Genomic DNA, 21,211 nt, shown 5'->3' with positions numbered 1-21,211 from the left:
GATTCAAATGAGTCTAGTTAAAAAAGGTGCTGCTCTATTAATGGCAGCAACAATGGCATTATCTAGTGCCGCTTGTTCAAATAGTAAAACAGAGGGAAAACCTGAAGCGCAGGCAAAAGTAGCACCAGTTGAAAAAAATGGTGATAAAACTGTAATTCGCTTCTGGCATGCGATGGGTGGAAAAACACAAGGTGTACTAGATGGTCTTGTTGCAGACTATAATAAGTCACAAAATAAATACGAGATAAAGGCAGAGTTTCAAGGGACATATGAAGAGTCTTTAACGAAGTTTAGAACGATGTCTGCAACGAAAGAAGCACCAGCGCTTGTTCAATCGAGTGAAATTACAACGAAATATATGATTGATAGCAAAAAAATCACACCAATTGATAGCTGGATAAAAAAAGATAAATACGATACTTCAAAATTAGAAAAAGCAATTACAAATTATTATTCAGTTGATGGAAAAATGTATTCTATGCCATTTAATTCATCTACACCAGTATTAATTTATAATAAAGATGCTTTCGCAAAGGCGGGCTTAGATCCAGAGAAAGCTCCAAAAACATATGCGGAATTACAAGAAGCAGCGAAAAAGTTAACGATTAAAGAAGGCGGAAATGTAAAACAATATGGATTCTCCATGCTTAACTATGGTTGGTTCTTTGAAGAATTATTAGCGACACAAGGTGCTTTATATGTAGATAACGAAAACGGTCGTAAAGACGCTGCAAAGAAAGCGGTATTTAACGGTAAAGAAGGACAGAAAGTATTTGGAATGTTAGATGATTTAAATAAAGCTGGCGCACTTGGAAAGTATGGAGCAAGTTGGGATGATATTCGTGCCGCGTTCCAGTCTGGACAAGTTGCTATGTATTTAGATTCTTCAGCTGGTGTTCGTGATTTAATTGATGCATCTAAGTTTAATGTAGGCGTTTCATATATTCCGTATCCAGAGGATTCGAAACAAAATGGTGTTGTTATTGGTGGAGCATCATTATGGATGACGAATATGGTTTCAGAAGAAACACAACAAGGGGCTTGGGACTTTATGAAATATTTAACGAAGCCAGACGTACAGGCAAAATGGCATACTGCAACAGGCTATTTCTCAATTAATCCAGAAGCATATAATGAGCCGTTAGTAAAAGAGCAATATGAAAAATATCCACAGTTGAAAGTAACAGTAGATCAGCTGCAAGCGACGAAGCAATCTCCAGCAACACAAGGTGCTTTAATTAGTGTATTCCCAGAATCACGAGATGCAGTTGTAAAAGCATTAGAAGCAATGTATGACGGAAAGAATAGTAAAGAAGCGTTAGATGAAGCTGCTAAAGCAACAGATAGAGCAATTAGTATTTCAGCTCGTACGAGTCAAAAATAAGAGAAAGCCGTATCCTTAAAAGGGATACGGCTTTCTCTATAGGGAGATAAGGGATCAAAGAAATGATGAAGTCTTATCTCTTTTATATGAGTAAAGGGTCTAGAATGAATGTTGTCCTTTTCATTATTTATTTAACTCCATTGCAACTTGTTTGCCATTTACGAAAACCTCTGCCACCGCTACTACAACTTCCATTACTTTTTTCATCTCTCATCTCTCCTTGTTTTTTGTTTCATTTCTTACTTTTAGTATAGGGAAATACAGTAATTGCAACCATCGAATTGGATGACAAGAGACTTACATTGTTGTAAGGATAATAGTTTAGTTTGTAATAAAGTGAAACTTTAATCAGTGGGGGGGGTTCTTCATCCACCACTGATTATCAGCCCTCACCAATCGGGCTTTTACGGGCAGTTGATCCCAAAACTAACTTCTTTGCTTCAGTTGAATTTTGAGGTGGGGGTCTTACGGCCCGTTAATGCGGGATAAATGTGATTCAACGTTACGATTCGGAACTTTCTGTCGTTTTGAACTATAATTAGGAAGAGGGGGAATAATATGAAAAGAATTCTTGTTATTAGTGATATTCATGGAGAAATAGAAAAGTTCGAACAGTTGTTGGAAGAAGCTCAATACGATGCAAAACAGGATCAATTAATCTTATTGGGGGACTATGTAGATCGTGGTCCCAATGCGCGTGCTGTAATCGAGAAGGTAAAAGAATTGAAAGAAGAGGGAGCTCTCGTTTTAAAGGGCAATCATGAAGACATGATGATTAAGGCGTTAACGACAAATGAGGAACGTTCATGGGACCATTGGGTAAAAAGAAATGGTGGAGATAAGACATTATATAGTTATGGATTTGTAGAAGAAGATATTGTGGTTAATGAGGTAGATTTCCAAAAACCGATTTTACAATCTCCTGTATTAGAGGAACATGTAAAGTTTATTCAAGAATTAGATCATTATATTGAAACAGAAGAGTATATATTTGTACATGCTGGTGTTGAGCCGATGAAACGTGTTTCTGAATCTGAACCATATACGCTAATGTGGATCCGTAATGAATTTCATAATGGATATAGCGGCGAAAAGGTTGTTGTATTTGGTCATACGGAAACAAAAACGCTTCATGGTAATGAGGATTGCGGAGTGTATTTTGGTAGTAATCGTATTATTGGAATTGATGGCGGGGCTGTGTATGGTGGTCAGCTAAATTGCTTGGAGTTGCCGAGTAAAAAGGTATATGTAATAAAAAATTGAAAGAGATAAGAGGAATCTTATTTCTTTCAATTTTTTATTAAGCTAAATTTAAGACAAAGCTTTTATAATAAAACTTCAGAAGAAAATAGTTAAAAATGAAATTACATAATGTGACTACATTCTTTCGTTATGAAGAGAAGAAATGTAATAATAAATAGAATTGAACTATATGATGGAAGGTGAGAGCATGCGCTTACTTGTAGTAGAAGATAATGCTTCGTTATTAGAGTCTATCGTACAAATTTTGCGTGATGAATTTGAAGTAGATACGGCAATGAATGGAGAAGATGGATTGTTTTTAGCGCTTCAAAATATATATGATGCAATTTTGCTGGATGTGATGATGCCAGGGATGGACGGATTTGAAGTGATTCAAAAAATACGTGATGAAAAGATTGAAACACCAGTCCTGTTTTTGACAGCGAGAGATTCTTTAGAAGATCGGGTGAAGGGATTGGACTTTGGTGGAGATGACTATATCGTTAAGCCATTTCAGGCCCCTGAATTAAAAGCGAGAATTCGGGCTTTACTACGCAGAAGTGGTAGTTTAACAACGCAGCAAACCATTCGCTATAAAGGGATTGAATTGTTCGGAAAAGATAAAGACGTTCAAGTAGATGGACAAGGTATTAAGCTGACATTGAAACAATATGAGCTACTAGAGTATCTCATTCAAAATAGCGGTAAGATTTTAATGCGTGAACAAATTTTTGATCGTGTTTGGGGATTTGATTCAGATACGACGGTAGCGATTGTAGAAGTGTATGTGCATCATTTGCGTAAAAAATTAGAACCATTCGGTTATCAGAAAGATATTCAAACCGTTCGAGGTATTGGATATATATTAAAAGAACAATGAAAAAAGGAAGTATGTTTCAAAAAACACGCATTCGTTTGACTATAGTGAATTCATTAGTATTTATCCTATTAATAGGTATATTAGGTAGTATTATTTATTCATACACATATAAGCGTATTTATAATGAAGTGGATCAGTCTATAAAAATGATGGCTCAGTATAGAGAAAAATTAGATGTTAAAATACCACCAAGAAAACGCATGGAGAATATCCAAATTGGAGATCCACGAGTAACTAAAATAACTTGGAATGGGGAAATAGTGAAAATAGAGGGTGATAACCGTAAATTTCGTTCTATTTTTGAAGAGAATTTGGAAAAGTTTTCTCCAAAAAAATTAGAGGATTTACAAGATATTGAAGTACAAGGACGATATTTTAGAGTATTTTCGCTTCAAAAAGATGGAGAAATAGTTCAAATCGTGCGAGATATAACAGCGGAAGAAGGAATGTTAAATACTTTATTTTTAATTCTCGTTATAGGTTGTAGCATAGGAAGCCTCTGTGCGATAGGTATCGGGTTTTTCCTAGCTGGTAGAGCACTCGTACCTATTCAAAATTCATGGGAGAAACAGCAGCAATTCGTTTCTGATGCATCACATGAACTAAGGACACCACTTGCAGTTATTCAATCAAAAACGGATGTTTTATTCCAGTCACCGTCCGCTACGATAGAAGAAAAAGCAATGGATATTTCTACAATTTCAAAAGAATGTAGGCGGTTATCAAAACTCGTTAGTAATTTATTATTGCTAGCACGTTCTGATTCTAATCAAATCGAGATGGATAAGAAAATATTTGAACTTGATAAATTGTTAGAAGAAATAGTAGCTCCATATAAGGAGATTGCTTCTTATCAAGAAAAAGAGATGATACTAAAAGTAGAACGTGACGTACCTTTTATGGGGGATAGAGAGCGGATTCATCAAATGATGGTCATACTGTTAGATAATGCGATGAAGTATACAAACGAAGGTGGGCATATTCAAATCGATTGCACGCAAACGAGTAGTTCAATTCGTATACAGGTGAAAGATGACGGGATAGGAGTGAAAGAAGAAGATATTCCGAAATTATTTGATCGTTTTTATCAAGGGGATAAAGCAAGAAGTACGTCAGAAGGAGCTGGATTAGGTCTTTCAATCGCAAATTGGATTGTAGAAAAGCATTACGGAAAAATATCGGTAGAGAGCAAATGGGGAGATGGCACTTGCTTTGAAGTGATATTCCCTAAAAATCAAAGAATATAACTAAGAAGACGATCTTGTTTTTACAAGGTTGTCTTTTTTTTAAGGGAAAGTTAAGAAACTATTTATAGTATGTATGGCATAAAGAAAGTTCGTTACGTGAAGAAGAGATTATAGAGGTGTACGTGAGTGAATTTTATTGATCATAATGTTATCTCAAGCAGCGATGAGATGTATGTATAGTATTAAAAAAATTATGGGAATGATGGAAAAGAAAGTGTAAGAGGGAGGAATTAATTTTGAAAAAGAAAATGATGACGGTATTCACTATTGGAGTAATGAGTTTAAGTATATTAGGGGGTGCCTCTCCTTCTGAAACATCAAAAGGAAAGACAGATTACACACAGCGCAGTAAAGAACAATTAAACAATGGAAAGATACATGCGGTGAATACAGCAGAAAAAGCGGAGAAACTAGGAATTGAAACGGAAGGAAAAGAACAAATTACGCTAGAAAAAGAAATTCATGAAACAGAAGTAGGAAGAGAAGCAGAGCAGTTAGGCATCTCGATTGAAGGAAAAGATGTTGGAACTCTGTCTGAAGAAATCTATGAAACAAAAGTGAAGCAAGAAGCGTTAAAGCTAGGCATATCTATAGAGAATACATCAATTGTAGATTTAATTACTCAAATTAATACGATTAAAATTAAAGATGAAGCGGATAAATTAGGTATTTCAACAAATGGAAAAGAAATCGAAGACATTGCGGAAGAAATTTACGGAACGAAAGTAAGAGAAGAAGCAGGGAAGTTAGAAATTTCGCAAAAAGGAAAGGAAATCGAAGAGTTAGCACAAGAAGTGTACGAACAAAAAGTACAGGAAGAAGCAAAAAAATATCATATTGATTTGTACGGTAAAGATATATATCAAGTGTTAAGAGAAATTAATGAACAAAAGGTGCTAAAATTGGCAGATGAGCTTAATATGGATAAAGCGAACATGAATATTCAAGAGCTAACAGAAAAAATAAAAAAAGATCAACCTGAGAGAGAAAAAGAACTAAATTTTGTACCAGTGATTCGAACGGATGCTGACGCATTTTATTCTTATTTAACGAACTAAAAAGGGCGTGAGGGTGATACGGAGGTTTAAGTGGTATATATGTATGTCATTACTAGCTATAGCGGTATGGAGTGTATATACAAATGGAATTACAAAGTATGTGGAGAAGTTGACATTCTTCAATATACAAAACGGAAAAGAATCGGAATTTAGTAACAATGATGAAAAGGTCATTTTATCAAGTGTACCTTTAATTCAGCAACTACCAGAGCTAGATAGAGGTTGTGAAGTGACAAGTTTAGCGATGATGTTACAATACGCTGGTGTCTCAGTAGATAAGATGACATTAGCAAATGAAATAAAAAAAGTTAATTTTATAGAAGATGGTGTACGCGGGAATCCGAATGAAGGATTTGTAGGTAATATTTATACATTTTCTGAATCAGGATATGGTGTATATCATAGACCCCTTTTTCAGTTAGCGAAAAAATATTTGCCTAAACAAGCTGTAGATTTAACAGGAAAGAGCATAGAAGAAATTTATAAGAGTGTAAAAGCTGAGCAACCGGTAGTCATGATCACGAATGCAACATTTGCACCGTTAGATGAAGATGAATTTACTACATGGGAAACAAATAGTGGAGATGTTTCTATTACGTATAATGAACATTGTGTTGTACTTATTGGGTATGATAAGGAATCTGTATATATTCGAGATCCACTCGAGGATAGCTTAGATGTAAAAGTACCGAGAGAGAACTTTGAACAGGCATGGGGGCAAATGGGAAGTCAGGCAATTAGTTATATAAAGAGCTCTAAATAAATTAGGACGAAGAGTTTTAGTAATATGACTATAAGGCGAAGAATAGAGATTTGAGGATTTTAAGAGAAGTTTTGTAGAATTTGTTTTTGTAGAGTAGAAGCTGTTGAGAAATAAGAGAACTTTAGCATATATAATGCTAAAGTTCTCTTATTTTTATGATTAAAATACTTATAAGTAGTGAATATGTAAAAGTGCATAATTGACGAAAAAATTACATGTTATCATTATATATTGTTTTATATATGTTAATTGTATAAAATTACACAAGTATCCACATTACATAGAAGGAGACTTATTATGCAAAAAATATTTAACTGGGTTAAATGTATGAGTATCAAGAGAAAATTAATCATTTCATTTTTTATTATTTTAACTATACCAGGACTTATTATCGGTGGTGTTTCATATCAAACTGCCAAAACAAATTTTGAACATCAAATGACAGGTAAAGCAAAGGAGAATATTTCAGTTTTAAATACTGTTATTTCTCAAAATATAGAAGAGAAATTTGTTGATGCGACGTACTTTGCAGACATCTTAACAGAGGATACATATCCAAATGGACAAGAAGAAATAGTAAGAACGAAGTTAGCACAATATATAAAGCTTCATCCAGAAGTAGAAGGTATTTATATTGGAACGCATACAGGGAAGTTTATAAGAGAACCGTTTATTCAAATGTCTGATGGGTATAATCCAACAGATAGATCTTGGTATAAAGAAGCACATGAAAATAAAGGGAAAGTAATTGTTACTGCACCATATCAATCAGCATCTACAAAAAATATGGTAGTGACAATTGCGAAAGAAGTAAAAGATGGTAAAGGTGTTATAGGAATTAACTTAAATTTAGATAACATCTTAAAAATTTCCAAAATGATTAACATTGGTGAAAAAGGTTATGCCGTTATTTTAGATCAAAATAAGCAAATTGTTAGTCATCCATCTAGAAAGCCAGGTGCAAAAGTTACTGATCCTTGGATTAAACCAATTTATGAAGAAAAACAAGGAAATGTGTCTTATACAGAACAAGATGATAAAAAGAATTTAATCTTTGCAACAAATGAGAAAACGGACTGGAAAGTAGTTGGAGTTATGTTCGATGAAGAAATTACTCAAGCTGCGAGTCCAGTGTTTTATAAGACTTTGATTGTCATTGCTATCGCTATTGTATTTGGTAGTGTATTAATTTATTTCATTACAAAGTCTATTACAAGGCCATTACGAAAAATAGCTGAATCGGCACATAAAATTAGTAAGGGAGATTTAACAGAGAAAATTACAATCCATTCCAAAGATGATATAGGGAAACTAGGGAATTCATTTAATGAAATGTCTACGTCTTTACAAGATGTTATTACCCAAATTAGCTTTTCAGCAGAACATGTTGCAGCATCGGCAGAAGAGTTAACAGCGAGCGTACAGCAAGCGAATGATGCGACAGATCAAATTACAATTGCAATGGAACAAGTATCAGGTGGGGCTGAATCACAAAGCCAAGGTGTTGAAGAAGGCGCGGCTACATTACAACAAGTAAATACAGCAATTCAAGATGTAACTGGAAGCGCAGAGTCAATTTCTATTTCCTCATTACATGCGCGAGAAAGAGCTGAAGAGGGAGAAGATTTAGTTGAACAAACCGCAAAACAAATGCAGTCTATTTCTAGGTCGGTATCTGAGTCAGATGCTATTATTAAACTTCTTGATGAGAAATCAAAGCAGGTAGGAGCTATTTCTGAAGCAATTCAAAACATCGCTACTCAAACGAACTTATTAGCTTTAAATGCGGCTATTGAAGCAGCAAGAGCAGGTGAACAGGGACGAGGATTTGCTATTGTAGCAGATGAGGTTAGAAAATTAGCAGAGCAATCAGGAGAGTCATCTGGAGAGATTGCAAATTTAATTGCAGAAATTAAGGCGGATATTGAACATACTGTTAGGGCGATGGATAATGTGAATGGAGAAGTTCAACAAGGCCTTGATGTTGTAACAAAAACGAAAGTAAGTTTTACGGAAATTTTAAGTTCTACTACACATATTGTTTCTCAAGTGAATCAAATGGTAGAAACAACGAAGAGAATTGCGGGAGATGCAAATGAAGTAACAAATGCTATTGATGAAATTGCAGCGGCTGCAGAAGAAAATACAGCTAGTATGCAAAGTGTTGCAGCTTCAACAGAAGAACAAGTTAATTCAATGGAAGAAATTAGTTCTGCTTCGCAAAACTTAGCTGGGATGGCAGAAGAACTACAAGCGATGACTAGTAAATTTAAAGTATAATAACAGCAGATAAGTAAGGTGAAAATAATATCACCTTACTTATTTTTCTATTCAGCAATTAGGGGAGTCATTAACGGGATGAAAAAAAGAAAAAGACTATGGAATTTATGGAAAACGATTACATTGTTAGTTTGTACAGTTGTAATTTTTTCTTTACTTGTGACAGATATATTAATTAGTCACAATGTAGAGCGGACAACGGAGGATAACCAAGCAGAGAAAGCAAAAACAATTGCACACATTGTGGCCAATGATTCGATTGTAATCGATGGCTTGATTGGGAAAGCAGATACTTCTGCAATCCAAACGTATACAAATAGGATATTAAAAAACACGGGTGTTCAATTTATTGTAGTTATGGACATGAATGGAATAAGAAAATCACATCCAAATCCTCAAAAAATAGGTCATCATTTTATTGGGGGAGATGAAGGACCTGCATTGAAAGGAAAGGAACATGTATCACTGGCAGAAGGAACTTTAGGTATTTCAATGCGAGTGTTTGTACCTGTATTTTCTGAAACGGGTGAACAGCTTGGAGCGGTGGCGGTCGGTATTTCAGCAGATAATGTAAAAGAGAGAGTTAAGGAAAGTAGATATATCATTTATATTGGAGTTGGAGTTGGAGTATTAGTCGGAATTATAGGAGCAATATTGCTAGCTAGACATATAAAGAAAAGCTTATTCGGTCTTGAACCTCACAGGATAGCAAAAATTCTTGAAGAAAGAAATACGATGCTACAATCCGTAAAGGAAGGTATCATTGCTGTAGATAAAGAGGCTAGAGTAACGTTAATTAATAATGAAGCGAAACGTCTATTTAAAAAAAGCGGACTTGAAGAAGATTTTATCGGTAAAGATGTTGAGTTGTATATGCCAAATTCACGTATAAAAGAAGTATTGCAAACGGGAGAAGTACAATTAAACGAAGAACAAAATATTTACGGAATTACGATTGTGACGAATCGAGTTCCTTTATATGTAAAAGGAGAAATAGTTGGCGCAATTGCAACATTTCGTGATAAAACAGAGATTAGAAAACTAGCAGAGGAACTAACGGGTATTAGACTATATGCAGAAGCATTACGGGCACAATCTCATGAGTTTATGAATAAGATGCATGTCGTATTAGGGCTTACACATATGAAACAATACGAAGAATTGAAGAAATATATAAGCGGCATGGTATCAGAGCATCAATATGAAATTGGTGGAGTTATGAAAAGAATAAAAAGTCCAGTATTTGCTGGTTTTTTACTAGGTAAGCTCAGCTATGCTAGAGAGAAATATATAAAATTAATTATAAGTGAAGATTCTTATATGCCGGAAATAGATGATGAACGTATTACTCATGAACTTATTACGATTGTCGGAAATTTAATTGATAATGCATTAGAGGCAGTGACGAATTGTGAAAAGAAGCAAGTTGAAGTTGAGATACAATATGGGGATATATTAACTATTACAGTACAAGATACGGGAAAAGGTATACAAGAAAAAGAAATAGAGGAATTATTTACGAAAGGCTATTCCACAAAGGGAGATAACCGCGGCTATGGCTTGTATCTTGTAAAAGAAAGTATACAGCGAATAAATGGGGAAATTTATATACATTCATTAGTAGGAAAGGGAACAAAGATAACAATTGAAATACCTAAAGGTAGGGATGAGAGGCAAATATGATTAAAGTTTTAATTGTAGAAGATGACCCGATGGTAGCAATGTTAAATACGCATTATTTAGAACAAGTAGGAGGTTTTGAACTTGTTCAAGCAGTTAATTCAGTAAAATCAGCGATAGAAGTATTAGAGAAATCACGAGTAGATTTAGTATTACTTGATATTTTTATGCCTGAAGAGACTGGGTTTGAGCTTTTAATGTATATTCGGAATCAAGAAAAAGAAATCGATATTATAATGATTTCAGCTGTACATGATATGGGGAGTATTAAAAAAGCATTACAATACGGAGTTGTGGATTATTTAATTAAACCATTTACATTTGAACGATTTAAAGAGGCATTAACTATATATCGAGAAAAACTTACTTTCATGAAAGAACAACAAAAAATTAGTCAATCGGAATTAGATTCGTTAATTTTACAAAAAGAAAAAAGAGAGCCTACTGTCACTAAAGAGCTTCCGAAAGGATTAACGAAGCAAACGTTGCAATTAATTTGGCAGAAGATTGAGTCGTTGAATGGACGAGCGTTTACAACAGATGAAATGGCACAATTAGTAGGAGTTTCAAGAGTTTCTATTCGAAAGTATGTAATGTTTTTGACTGAAATTGGAGTGTTAGAAAACGAAATGGTGTATCAACATGTGGGAAGACCAGTGAGTAAATTAAGATGTATTGACCAAAATAAAATAGAGTTTTACGTATAAGCGACTTATTACAAGTCGCTTATACTTTTTTTAATTACAAAATCAATTACAAAACTTACAAAAACTATTTTTACTATTGAAAGCGTTTTAATATTGTTATTAAGAAAACGAGGAGGTGCCATATGGGAATTCAAAAGAATGTGGAAGCGGTATCATTTTCTGAAGGAAATGAAGCACAAAGAGAATCTTTCGCTTCTAAAATTATGAATGTAAAAATCGGTGTTATACCTTTACCGTTATATGTAGTATTGGCTGCTATTATTTATGGGGCATCTGTATATAATAAATTGCCAGCAGATATGATTGGTGGATTTGCAGTTATTATGATCATGGGTATTTTCTTAGGCGACATTGGGATGAGAATTCCAATTTTAAAAAATATCGGTGGTCCAGCAATACTTTCGTTATTTATTCCATCATTACTTGTATTTTTTAACTGGATGAATCCAGCTTCAATGGAAGCTGCGACTATGTTAATGAAAAAATCGAACTTTTTATATTTATATATTTCTTGTTTAGTAGTCGGAAGTATTTTAGGAATGAACCGTAAAGTGTTAGTACAAGGTTTCGTTCGTATGTTTATTCCCTTAGTAGTAGGGACGTTAGCTTCTGTAGCAGTAGGATTATTGGTCGGTTCACTATTTGGATTTGAAATGAAGCAGACATTCTTCTTTATTATCGTACCAATTGTGAGTGGTGGTATCGGGGAAGGCATTTTACCATTGTCGCTAGCTTATAGTGATATTTTAAATGAATCATCAGCAACGTTTGTATCACAGCTTATTCCAGCAGCTATTATTGGAAATATGTTCGCAATCGTGAGTGCAGGGTATATGAAGCGTTTAGGTGAGAAGAAACCGGAGCTTAGTGGTAACGGCGTATTAGTGAAAACAGACAATCAAGCAGAGTTATTAAAAGAACAAAATACAGAGAAGCCAATTGATTTCTCATTAATGGGAGCAGGTTTATTAATTGCGTGTACGTTCTTCATCTTCGGAGGATTTGCCTCTAAGTTCATCGGTATTCCTGGAGCAATCATTATGATTTTCTCAGCAGCACTTGTGAAATATTTTAAATTAATGCCAGCAAAAATGGAGCAAGGAGCATTTCATTTATATAAATTTATTTCGAAGAATTTAACATGGCCGTTAATGGTCGGATTAGGGTTGCTATATATTCCGTTAAAAGATGTAGCGGCAGTTCTTTCTGTAGGGTATGTTGTTGTTTGTGCATCAGTTGTTCTGACAATGGTAGCATCAGGTTTTCTTGTAGGGAAAGTGATGAAAATGTATCCAGTTGAATCAGCGATTGTAACTGGATGTCATAGCGGTTTAGGCGGAACTGGAGATGTTGCTATTTTATCTGCTTCAAATCGTATGGAATTAATGCCGTTCGCGCAAATTTCGACTCGTTTAGGCGGGGCAGCAATGGTTGTAACGGCGACAATTTTATTAAAAATGTTTTCATGATCAAACAAGCTAGCTATATTCATATAGCTAGCTTGTCAAATTAAGGGGAGATTATTAGTATGTTAGAAAATCAAATTAATGAAAGATCATTGTTATTGCATAAAGAATTAGTAGGGAAAATTGAAATTACAAGTAAAGTAGAAGTAAATACAGCGGATGATTTAAGCCTGACGTATACACCAGGTGTAGCGGAATCTTGTAAAGCAATTGCGGCAGATGAAGAAACAGTGTATGACTATACAGCACGTGGCAATATGGTGGCAGTTGTTTCAGATGGAACAGCGGTACTTGGTTTGGGAAATATTGGACCGAAAGCGGCTATGCCTGTTATGGAAGGAAAAAGTATTTTATTTAAGAAATTTGCGAATGTAGATGCTTTCCCATTATGTTTAGGGACAACGGATGTGGATGAAATCGTTACCCTTGTGAAAAATTTAGAACCTACATTTGCAGGGATCAATTTAGAAGATATTGCAGCACCGCGTTGTTTTGAAATTGAAAAACGACTAAAAGAAGAAACGAATATTCCTGTATTTCATGATGATCAACATGGAACAGCTATTGTTGTCTTAGCGGCTGTTATTAATGCATTAAAAGTTGTTAGCAAACAAATGGATAATGTGAAAATCGTTATTAACGGTGCGGGCTCGGCAGGAATTGCAATTGGAAAATTATTATTAAAGGCTGGTGCAAAGCACATTACGCTAGTTAGTTTAGAAGGTATTGTTTGTGAAGGTGAAACATGGATGAACGAAGCGCAAATCGAAGTTTCAAAAGAGACAAATCGAGAACATGTACGTGGAACGTTGAAAGAAGCGATTCATCAAGCTGATATTTTTATTGGCGTATCTGCTCCTAACGTATTAACGAAAGAACTTGTACAGACGATGAATGAGAAAGCAATTGTGTTTGCAATGGCGAATCCAATTCCAGAAATCTTCCCTGAGGATGCATTAGAGGCTGGGGCAGCTGTAGTAGGGACTGGGCGCTCGGATTATGCGAATCAAGTAAATAATGTATTGGCGTTTCCCGGAATATTCCGTGGTGCGTTAGATGTGCGCGCGACTGATATTACAGAAGAGATGAAATTAGCGGCAGCATATGGAATCGCTAACATCATTACGGACGAAGAACGTAATGCAAATTACGTAATCCCGAATCCATTAGATAAAAGAGTTGTTCCAAGTGTTGCAGAAGCAGTAGCGAAGGCAGCTATTGATTCAGGCGTGGCGCAAATTATGAAAATACCAAGTTATTAATAGCTAAAAGCAGTGCCTAAAAAGGCACTGCTTTTTTGAGATAAGAAATCAAAATAATGAAGAAGTGTAGAATTATTTATGTTTCTTCACTATTTATTTAATTCCATTGCAACTTGTTTACCATTTACTAAAACCTCAGTTACTGCTACGATTACTTCTATCATTTTTTTCATCTCTCATCTCTCCTCGTTTCATTTCTTACTTTAAGTATAAGAGAAGAGAGATACTTCAACTATCGAAGTACATGACGTAGAAATTACATTGTTGTAAGAAAGTGGTTTATCTTTGTCACTTTACTCAGCAGTGATTACAAACTGATCATAATATTTTTCATTCACGTATATATTTAATAGCCATAATCCAGATGAAGGTAGTGACATAGTAAGAGGAAGTTCGCTTATAGTAGAATCGATTGTATTTGAAGTAGTCCAAGTTTGTTTGGAAGTTTCTTGTTGAAAGAGTACTGGTGTCGGAGTTACAGATCCTTGTTTTAGCGCAATAATAGACAATTTTCCAGTTGGCATCTCAGAATCTAGAAAGTGCCACATTATTTCATTTTGTTCATTTGCGATAATAGGACTATCAGCCATTGCGACTTTACCTTCGATGCCTTTTAAAGGCATTTTTCCTTCTACGAAAGAAGGTGTTTCTTCCCAATCCACATCTTTTAAAACACTAAGATGAAAGAAGGAAGGTGCATTAACTTGAGTGGATGATGTTGTTAATACGTCTTTTTTTTGTTCTTTTGAATCCGGTTGCGTTTGTGTGCATCCAGTGATGAGGAAGGAGAGAAGTAGCATAATTCCGATTTTTTTCATGGTGCCACACTCCTAGTTTTTATTGTTAGTGTAATTGTATTTGCTAGAAGGCGGGACAATTCCTTTAAAGTATAAAAAGAGGTCGTAAGTTTTGTACGACCTCTTTTGACATTTTTTATACTTGTTCCGTTGTATAGGTTGGTTCGGTTTCTTTTTGAGGCATCGTCAAAAAAATAACAGACAGAATGATACATACGCCGCCTAATAATTGATATGCTCCAAAAGATTCATTCAGCCAAGTGATTGAAACGATGGCAGCTACAAGGGGTTCAATGCTAGATAAAATGCTTGTTTCTGTTGCTGCTAAATATTTAAGACTACCGATATATAGAAGGAAAGAAAGGGTACCACTAATAATGATAAGAATAAGCATAGAAAAAGTTTTTAGAGTAAGAGTTTGTGAAAATTGATTCCACCCAAATGAACGATTATAAATAAGCAGTGCAATTCCTCCAATTAACATTCCCCAACCAATTACTACAGTTGTACCGCATTCTTTAATGAGAGAAGCTGGATGAAGGGTATAAAATGCAAATCCGATTGCTGTTAATAGTCCAAAAATAATAGCTTCTTTAGATAAAACAACATTTTCAATTGAGCCATTTGTAATAATGAAGTATGTCCCTGTTAGCGCGGCTATAATTGCGAATAGTTGCATAGAAGCAGGGAATTTTCTTTGTTCAAATGCAACATACATGGTAATAAGAACAGGACCTAGAAATTGAAATAGAGTTGCTGTGACTGCATTACTAATATGAACTGTTTCGATAAAGGCGTATTGCGCACCAAGCATGCCGAGAATAGAGAAAATTATTAGTTGTATAGATTGTCTAGGATGTTTCCAAATTTGAAATATTTTTTGTTTCTTTATAAGTAAGAAAGACAAAATGAATATTCCTGCAAGCAACAAGCGAATTGTTAAAAAATCAATCGAGGATACATTAGTATGCTGAAATAGCCACTGAATCATTGGACCAGATAATCCCCATAATGTAGCCCCTGTAATAATCATAATGAGTCCGATACGTCTACCATTGTTCATTATCATGCTTCTCCTCTCCGGTATTTGATTTTTTATGTGTGACATGATAAAAGGAATTATATATAACTTCTGGTACTGTAAAAAGTATCAGATTTTAGTTTTATTAAGGGGTCAGATATTATGTTAGAATTAACGCCTAATTTAAATATGAATAGTACAAAGGCATTGTATGTGCAATTGTATGAGTATATAAAAAAAGAAATTAAAGATGGATCGATTGTACCTTTTACGAAATTACCAGCTAAGCGAAAGTTAGCGATACATTTACAAGTAAGTAAAAATACAGTAGAGGCAGCGTACGAACAATTACTTGCAGAAGGTTATATTGAGTCGATATCGAGAAAAGGTTATTTTGTATGCAAGATTGAGCAAATGGTTCATGTAGAGGATAGCGGAGAGAGAATAGAAGAAGTACCGTTTCAGGAGAAGAGTTACAAATTTGATTTTACACAAACAGGAATTGATACAAATGCTTTTCCATTCAATATGTATCGGAAAATTGTAAATGAAGTATGGCAGCCGCATAATAACGAACTTCTCTTTCTGGGACACCCCCAAGGGGAATTGAGTGTAAGGGAAGAGATTACGAAATATTTGTATGAATCTAGAGGAGTGCGTTGCTCAGCTAGTCAAATTGTATTAGGAGCGGGGACACAAATATTAGTGAAACTACTTTTTCAATTGTTAAAGGGAAGCAATTATGCAGTTGAAAATCCAGGGTATCATAGGAAAATGGTCGTTTTTGAACAGGGAGAAAAAAGGGTCCAAATGTTATCTTTAGATAGAGATGGAATTTGTATTGCAGATTTAGAAAATAGCGATGCGAATGTTGTATTTGTTACACCTTCTCACCAGTTTCCTTATGGAATGATAATGCCTATTACGAGAAGGATGCAGCTTTTACAATGGGCAAAGAAAGAAGAGGATAGGTATATTATTGAAGATGATTACGATAGTGAATTTCGCTATTCGGGAAAGCCTATACCAGCGCTGCAAGGGTTAGATACAGAGGGGAAAGTTATTTATATGGGTACGCTATCTAAAGCATTATTACCATCGTTACGGATGAGCTATATGGTGTTGCCGAAGAAATTAATTAAAAGGTATCAACAGCAATATTTATTTTATACACAAAGTGTTTCAAGAATGGATCAAGAAGTGATTAGAAGATTTTTAAATGAAGGATATTGGGAAAAACATATTCATAAAATGCGTGTCGTCTATCGAAAAAAGAGAGATCGACTTGTTTTTGAAATAGAAAAGTATTTTTTAAATCGTGTTGAAGTGATAGGAGAAGATTCGGGACTGCACATTTTATTAAAGGTTCATAATGGAATGCGAGAAGAAGAATTAATTAAAGAAGCAGCGAAACATAGTATCAAAATATATCCTGTGTCTACGTACTATAAAGACGGTACGGCACCTGAAAATGTAGTGTTGCTTGGTTTTGCAATTTTATCAGAAGAAGAAATTACGAAAGCGATTCAATTATTAAATAAGGCATGGTTTATAAGAAAATAAAAAACATCCTCATATGTAAGAGGATGTTTTTTATTATTTATTTTCATCTAGGAATAAGACCATATGCTCTTCGTCCCAATATTGTCCGTTATATTTCAATGAACGTTCTTGTACACCGAATGTTTTAAAACCTAATGATTCATAAAGTTTCTTTGCACCATCGTTGCCAACAACAACATCAAGCATAACTTGTTCTACTTCTAAAGATTTAGCAAGTTCAAGACATTCTTTAATAAGTGCTTTTCCTGCTCCAAGTCCGCGTGCTTTTGGAGATACATATACAGAACCGATTTTAGCTTTATGTTCTTGTTTTACATATGGTTTCGTTTCCAGTGTTGCAACCCCGATTAATGTCCCATCTTTAAATGCACCTAGCGTATAGTTTTCATCTTGTGCTAATTTTTGTGCTTTATATTCAATCGCACATTCTTTATTAATAATATCTTCATAAGAAGAGCTGAATGCTTCAGGGTTTTGCTTTAATCCTTCTACGCGAAGTTCTAAGTAAATTTCTGCTTCGTCTTTTGTTAATACATGGATATCCAATTATATCACCCTCCAAATCTTTGCAAATGTACCTTTATTTTATATTGAAATAAGAATAATTTCAAAAGCTTAGCTTATATGAGCTGTTTTTATGAACAAAATAACACCAGTAGTGTTTACTACTACTGGTGTTTTCACACGCATATTATTCAAAAGGTAGCTCGATTATAAAGTTTGTTCCTACTCCTAATTGGCTTGTTACTAGAATGGAACCGTTATGCAATTCTACAATTTCCTTTGCAACAGCTAGCCCGATGCCTTTTCCACCTGTAGCTCGTGTTCTAGATTTATCGACACGATAAAAACGGTCAAAAATATGCGGGATATCTTCTTCAGGAATACCTTCACCTTCATCTTGTACACTTATTGTAAAAGAATTTGTTTCCGTGAGTACACGTATCGTAATGGATGTGTTTTCTGGTGAATGTTGATACGCATTGTGTAATAAATTTAACATAACTTGTTCCATACGTCTTTCATCTATGCAAACTTCTAAATCATCTTTGCAATATACATGAAGTTGCATTTGTTTATTTGTTAATGTTGTTTTTGTTTTTTCAACCATTCGTTCTAAAAATAGCTGAAGAAGCACTTTTTGTTTTTTTATAATAAATTGGTGCTGTTCTAATTGTACAAGCATAAATAAATCTTGGACGAGATCGGTTACACTATCTGTTTCATCCTCAATGATTTGTAAGTATTCTTCTCGCTCCTCTTTCGTTAAAGAGTCTCTCTTTGCCACCTTCGCATAACCTTTCATATAGGTCAATGGAGTTAATAGTTCATGGGCGACACTAGCTAGAAATTCATTGCGCTCTTTTTTCATATACGTAAGTTCACTCGATAAATCTTCAATTGTTTTTGCTAAACTTCCGAGTTCATCATTCCGTTTAATACCTAATTGAATTGGCTTATTTAATTTTGACATTTTTTCTGTTGCTCTTTTCATTTTTATAAGAGGATCTGTAATAACTTTAGAAAAAACAAAGACAGAAATAGTTGTTAAAATAATCGTCAAAATACTAATGATAAGAAATTGATGCAGTAGTTTAAGTAACATCTTTTCTAAGAAAGATGTCTTTAATAACATATGTAAATTACCTTGAAATCCTTGAATTTCAAGTGGACTTACTGTTGAGATGAATTTTGATTTTTTCCAGTTTCTTTCTACAATTAACCCGCTTTTTGGAATAGATTTCGTTTTACAAGTAAGTTGTTTTTGCATTTCTTTTGTTACGGGTTCTGAGTTAGAAATAATTTTTCCATTATTGTCAGTTATAATGATTGTGATATCAGTATTAGCAATTAATTCGGAACCGATTAAATCTTCAGCTGCATGCTCGATAGTGAAATCCTGATATCGAGGATGTTTAGGACGATCTGTGTATTGCTGTTGTTTAGAATATTCATTCCATCTTGCACGGTTTACAATCTTATCACGATACCGATTACCTTTCTCTAATAGAGCGTCGGTTTCTTCTTTCACACGCATTGTTGAAAGGCTCTTATAAAAAGATACGAAAGCAATTGTTTCAATACATAAAGCTAATATTAAGAAGTATGTCCCAATTTTAAGGGAAAGTTTGCTCATGTTCTCACCAAACCTTATTTCATATAAAATATAAATTTCATCTGGGATTCCACGGATTATTATCATGCATCAATCGGATACCAATTGCCCATTCGTACATGATAAAGGGTCAGTGATATACTATTCTCCACTGACCGAAGTAATTATTCACTTTTCCATTTATATCCGACTTTATAGACCGTTTCTAGGTAATCTTCAATTGGAAATCCTTTTTTGCGTAGTTTATCACGGATATTACGAATGTGTGAATCAATTGTTCTATATTCGATATCTGTTTCATAGCCCCAAATTTTTTCGATTAAATCATCTCGACTGTAAGCGCGGTTTGTATTTTGCAAAAATAGTCCGAGTAACGAAAATTCGATAGGAGTTAGCGAGATTTTTTCATCATACACTGTGACGGTATGTTTCGTTTTATCCCACTCAATACCATTGAAACTAACAAAGCCGTCTTTTTTTGTACGGCGTAATATAGCCTCGATTCGTGCAATTAATACATGCTCATCAAATGGTTTTGTAATGTAATCATCTGCGCCCATCGTGAGGCCTTTCACCATATCGTAGTTTTGATTACGAGCTGTTAACATGATGATAGGAACGTTGGAAATTTGACGAATTTGATAGCAAGTATCCCATCCATCCATATTTGGCATCATAACATCCAACAAAATAATATCGAAGTCTTTTTGTTCTATTAATTTTATCGCTTCAAGGCCAGAGGTAGCTTTCATACAAAAATAGCCACGAGGACTTAAGAACAGATCTAATAATCGTAACATACGTTCTTCATCATCTACTAATAAAATTTTCACCATAATCTTGTGCACCCCAAACTGTTCATTCTACTTGTATAGTTTACATGAAAATAATAAAAAACTCTTTTTATGTGATTGAATGGAGGGCCGATTTTTTCGCTCGGAGCAATTGACATAAAAAATGCACTAGTTTTGCACAACTATTTTTTATAATAGAAAACGTAGCGACACAAATACCCTATGTTGCGACATAACGTCATGTCATTTTATTTATAAAATGACAATTCCATTCTATTGTGTATGTGAGATAGAGAGGGTTTTCGTATTCACCTCGCATCGGATAAGAAAAATTTCCTATCTCACACTTTTTTAAAAGGGGATTATACACATGAATCAAAAAGAAGAAATTTCAAAAAAAGAAAAGCAAGATCGTAATACGGTTGTAATGTGTGTAGCCGTATCTATGGTTATTATTATAAGTTGCGTAAATAAAATTTTAGGAATTTTATAAAATAAAAAAAGCTGATTGCTTCTTAAGAAGCAATCAGCTTTTTTCATTGTTAGGGGAGTATTTCTATCATGCCTTTCGAGAGGACTCCGTAAGTGAAGGTGGTGAGGTGAATCGAAAGAAATATTTTATTTTCAAGAATGTTGTCATAACGCTAAGAACATGTACAACACCACAAACTTTTATATACGCCAGGTGTACACTGGATTAACACAAGAAAAAGAGTTACAGCCTTTGCAAAAAGAAGTTCTGGATAATATTCACAAAAATATTGGTAAGATGAATGACACACAACTTCTTGCCTATCAGAAGAAATTGGAAAAAGAGAAATTAAAGCCTAAAGAAGAACAGAAAGAGATTAAATGTAATTTGTTTTCAGAACCTAATTTTGAAAAACCTTATGTAGATTACAACTTTCTAGATGCACTATTTAAGGTTATAATTCAAAATGATTATCGAGC

Annotated in this window: 18 protein-coding genes and 2 pseudogenes; 15 read left to right on the top strand and 5 right to left on the bottom strand. The window is 34.4% G+C overall.

Going from position 1 to position 21,211, the window contains the following annotated elements; translation table 11 throughout:
- Positions 1-7 precede the first annotated feature (7 nt).
- The 12 genes and pseudogenes from COK05_RS16525 to COK05_RS16475 all read left to right on the top strand — a co-directional run bounded on the left by COK05_RS16525 (position 8) and on the right by COK05_RS16475 (position 13,969).
- Entirely contained in the window at positions 8-1,384 is a 1,377-nt protein-coding gene (locus COK05_RS16525; RefSeq protein WP_098613430.1) for an ABC transporter substrate-binding protein, read from the top strand.
- Positions 1,385-1,942: 558 nt separating this feature from the next.
- Positions 1,943-2,647, top strand: a complete 705-nt coding sequence (locus COK05_RS16520; protein WP_098613429.1) for a metallophosphoesterase family protein — start codon at positions 1,943-1,945, stop codon at positions 2,645-2,647.
- A gap of 187 nt (positions 2,648-2,834) precedes the next feature.
- Positions 2,835-3,506 carry a response regulator transcription factor gene (locus tag COK05_RS16515; RefSeq protein WP_098613453.1) on the top strand — a complete coding sequence of 224 codons (672 nt, stop codon included), beginning with the start codon at positions 2,835-2,837 and terminating at the stop codon, positions 3,504-3,506.
- Positions 3,507-3,517: 11 nt separating this feature from the next.
- On the top strand, positions 3,518-4,753 hold the full coding sequence (locus COK05_RS16510) for a sensor histidine kinase (protein ID WP_141539130.1): 1,236 nt from the start codon (positions 3,518-3,520) through the stop codon (positions 4,751-4,753).
- A 236-nt stretch (positions 4,754-4,989) separates the two neighbouring features.
- On the top strand, positions 4,990-5,811 hold the full coding sequence (locus tag COK05_RS16505) for a transporter (protein ID WP_098613427.1): 822 nt from the start codon (positions 4,990-4,992) through the stop codon (positions 5,809-5,811).
- 13 nt (positions 5,812-5,824) lie between these two features.
- The gene (locus COK05_RS16500; RefSeq protein WP_141539126.1) at positions 5,825-6,574 is read left to right on the top strand and encodes a C39 family peptidase; all 750 of its coding nucleotides are present in this window, start codon (positions 5,825-5,827) and stop codon (positions 6,572-6,574) included.
- 297 nt (positions 6,575-6,871) lie between these two features.
- Positions 6,872-7,915: pseudogene (locus COK05_RS32200) on the top strand (cache domain-containing protein); the annotation flags it as partial.
- Entirely contained in the window at positions 7,907-8,854 is a 948-nt protein-coding gene (locus COK05_RS32195; RefSeq protein WP_440898755.1) for a methyl-accepting chemotaxis protein, read from the top strand. The pseudogene COK05_RS32200 and the gene COK05_RS32195, both read left to right, overlap by 9 nt.
- 78 nt (positions 8,855-8,932) lie before the next feature.
- Positions 8,933-10,537 (top strand): sensor histidine kinase, encoded by a 1,605-nt coding sequence (locus tag COK05_RS16490; RefSeq protein WP_098613424.1) that lies wholly within the window; start codon positions 8,933-8,935, stop codon positions 10,535-10,537.
- Complete coding sequence (locus tag COK05_RS16485; protein ID WP_098391429.1) at positions 10,534-11,241, top strand: response regulator; 708 nt, start codon at positions 10,534-10,536, stop codon at positions 11,239-11,241. Before COK05_RS16490 ends, COK05_RS16485 begins: the two co-directional genes overlap by 4 nt.
- 122 nt (positions 11,242-11,363) lie before the next feature.
- Complete coding sequence (locus tag COK05_RS16480) at positions 11,364-12,710, top strand: 2-hydroxycarboxylate transporter family protein (RefSeq protein ID WP_098391430.1); 1,347 nt, start codon at positions 11,364-11,366, stop codon at positions 12,708-12,710.
- Between the two features lie 59 nt (positions 12,711-12,769).
- Positions 12,770-13,969, top strand: coding sequence for an NAD(P)-dependent malic enzyme (locus COK05_RS16475; protein ID WP_098613423.1), 1,200 nt, complete (start codon positions 12,770-12,772; stop codon positions 13,967-13,969).
- Between the two features lie 293 nt (positions 13,970-14,262).
- On the opposite strand, the gene COK05_RS16470 is transcribed toward COK05_RS16475, so the two are convergent.
- Both COK05_RS16470 and COK05_RS16465 read right to left on the bottom strand, forming a co-directional pair.
- Positions 14,263-14,787 (bottom strand): DUF4871 domain-containing protein, encoded by a 525-nt coding sequence (locus tag COK05_RS16470; RefSeq protein ID WP_098613422.1) that lies wholly within the window; start codon positions 14,785-14,787, stop codon positions 14,263-14,265.
- A gap of 115 nt (positions 14,788-14,902) precedes the next feature.
- The gene (locus COK05_RS16465) at positions 14,903-15,829 is read right to left on the bottom strand and encodes a DMT family transporter (RefSeq protein ID WP_098613421.1); all 927 of its coding nucleotides are present in this window, start codon (positions 15,827-15,829) and stop codon (positions 14,903-14,905) included.
- A 120-nt stretch (positions 15,830-15,949) separates the two neighbouring features.
- Between COK05_RS16465 and pdxR the strand changes: the two genes are divergently transcribed.
- Positions 15,950-17,350: a MocR-like pyridoxine biosynthesis transcription factor PdxR gene (gene pdxR / locus COK05_RS16460; RefSeq protein WP_098613420.1), complete on the top strand. Its 1,401-nt coding sequence runs from the start codon at positions 15,950-15,952 to the stop codon at positions 17,348-17,350.
- Positions 17,351-17,383: 33 nt separating this feature from the next.
- Here the strand turns inward: pdxR and COK05_RS16455 are convergent, their stop codons facing one another.
- From COK05_RS16455 to COK05_RS16445, 3 genes are all read right to left on the bottom strand, one after another.
- The gene (locus COK05_RS16455) at positions 17,384-17,896 is read right to left on the bottom strand and encodes a GNAT family N-acetyltransferase (protein WP_098613419.1); all 513 of its coding nucleotides are present in this window, start codon (positions 17,894-17,896) and stop codon (positions 17,384-17,386) included.
- A 145-nt stretch (positions 17,897-18,041) separates the two neighbouring features.
- Positions 18,042-19,487 carry a HAMP domain-containing sensor histidine kinase gene (locus COK05_RS16450; RefSeq protein ID WP_098613452.1) on the bottom strand — a complete coding sequence of 482 codons (1,446 nt, stop codon included), beginning with the start codon at positions 19,485-19,487 and terminating at the stop codon, positions 18,042-18,044.
- A gap of 143 nt (positions 19,488-19,630) precedes the next feature.
- On the bottom strand, positions 19,631-20,302 hold the full coding sequence (locus tag COK05_RS16445; protein ID WP_098613418.1) for a response regulator transcription factor: 672 nt from the start codon (positions 20,300-20,302) through the stop codon (positions 19,631-19,633).
- A gap of 328 nt (positions 20,303-20,630) precedes the next feature.
- Here COK05_RS16445 and COK05_RS31820 point away from each other — a divergent pair, with 328 nt between their 5' ends.
- Both COK05_RS31820 and COK05_RS16435 read left to right on the top strand, forming a co-directional pair.
- Positions 20,631-20,753 (top strand): hypothetical protein, encoded by a 123-nt coding sequence (locus COK05_RS31820; protein WP_098613417.1) that lies wholly within the window; start codon positions 20,631-20,633, stop codon positions 20,751-20,753.
- 120 nt (positions 20,754-20,873) lie between these two features.
- Positions 20,874-21,211: pseudogene (locus tag COK05_RS16435) on the top strand (RNA-guided endonuclease InsQ/TnpB family protein); the annotation flags it as partial.

The organism is Bacillus cereus, assembly GCF_002567495.1.
Classification (GTDB): domain Bacteria; phylum Bacillota; class Bacilli; order Bacillales; family Bacillaceae_G; genus Bacillus_A; species Bacillus_A cereus_AQ.
This window is presented reverse-complemented; position numbering and strand designations above follow the sequence as displayed.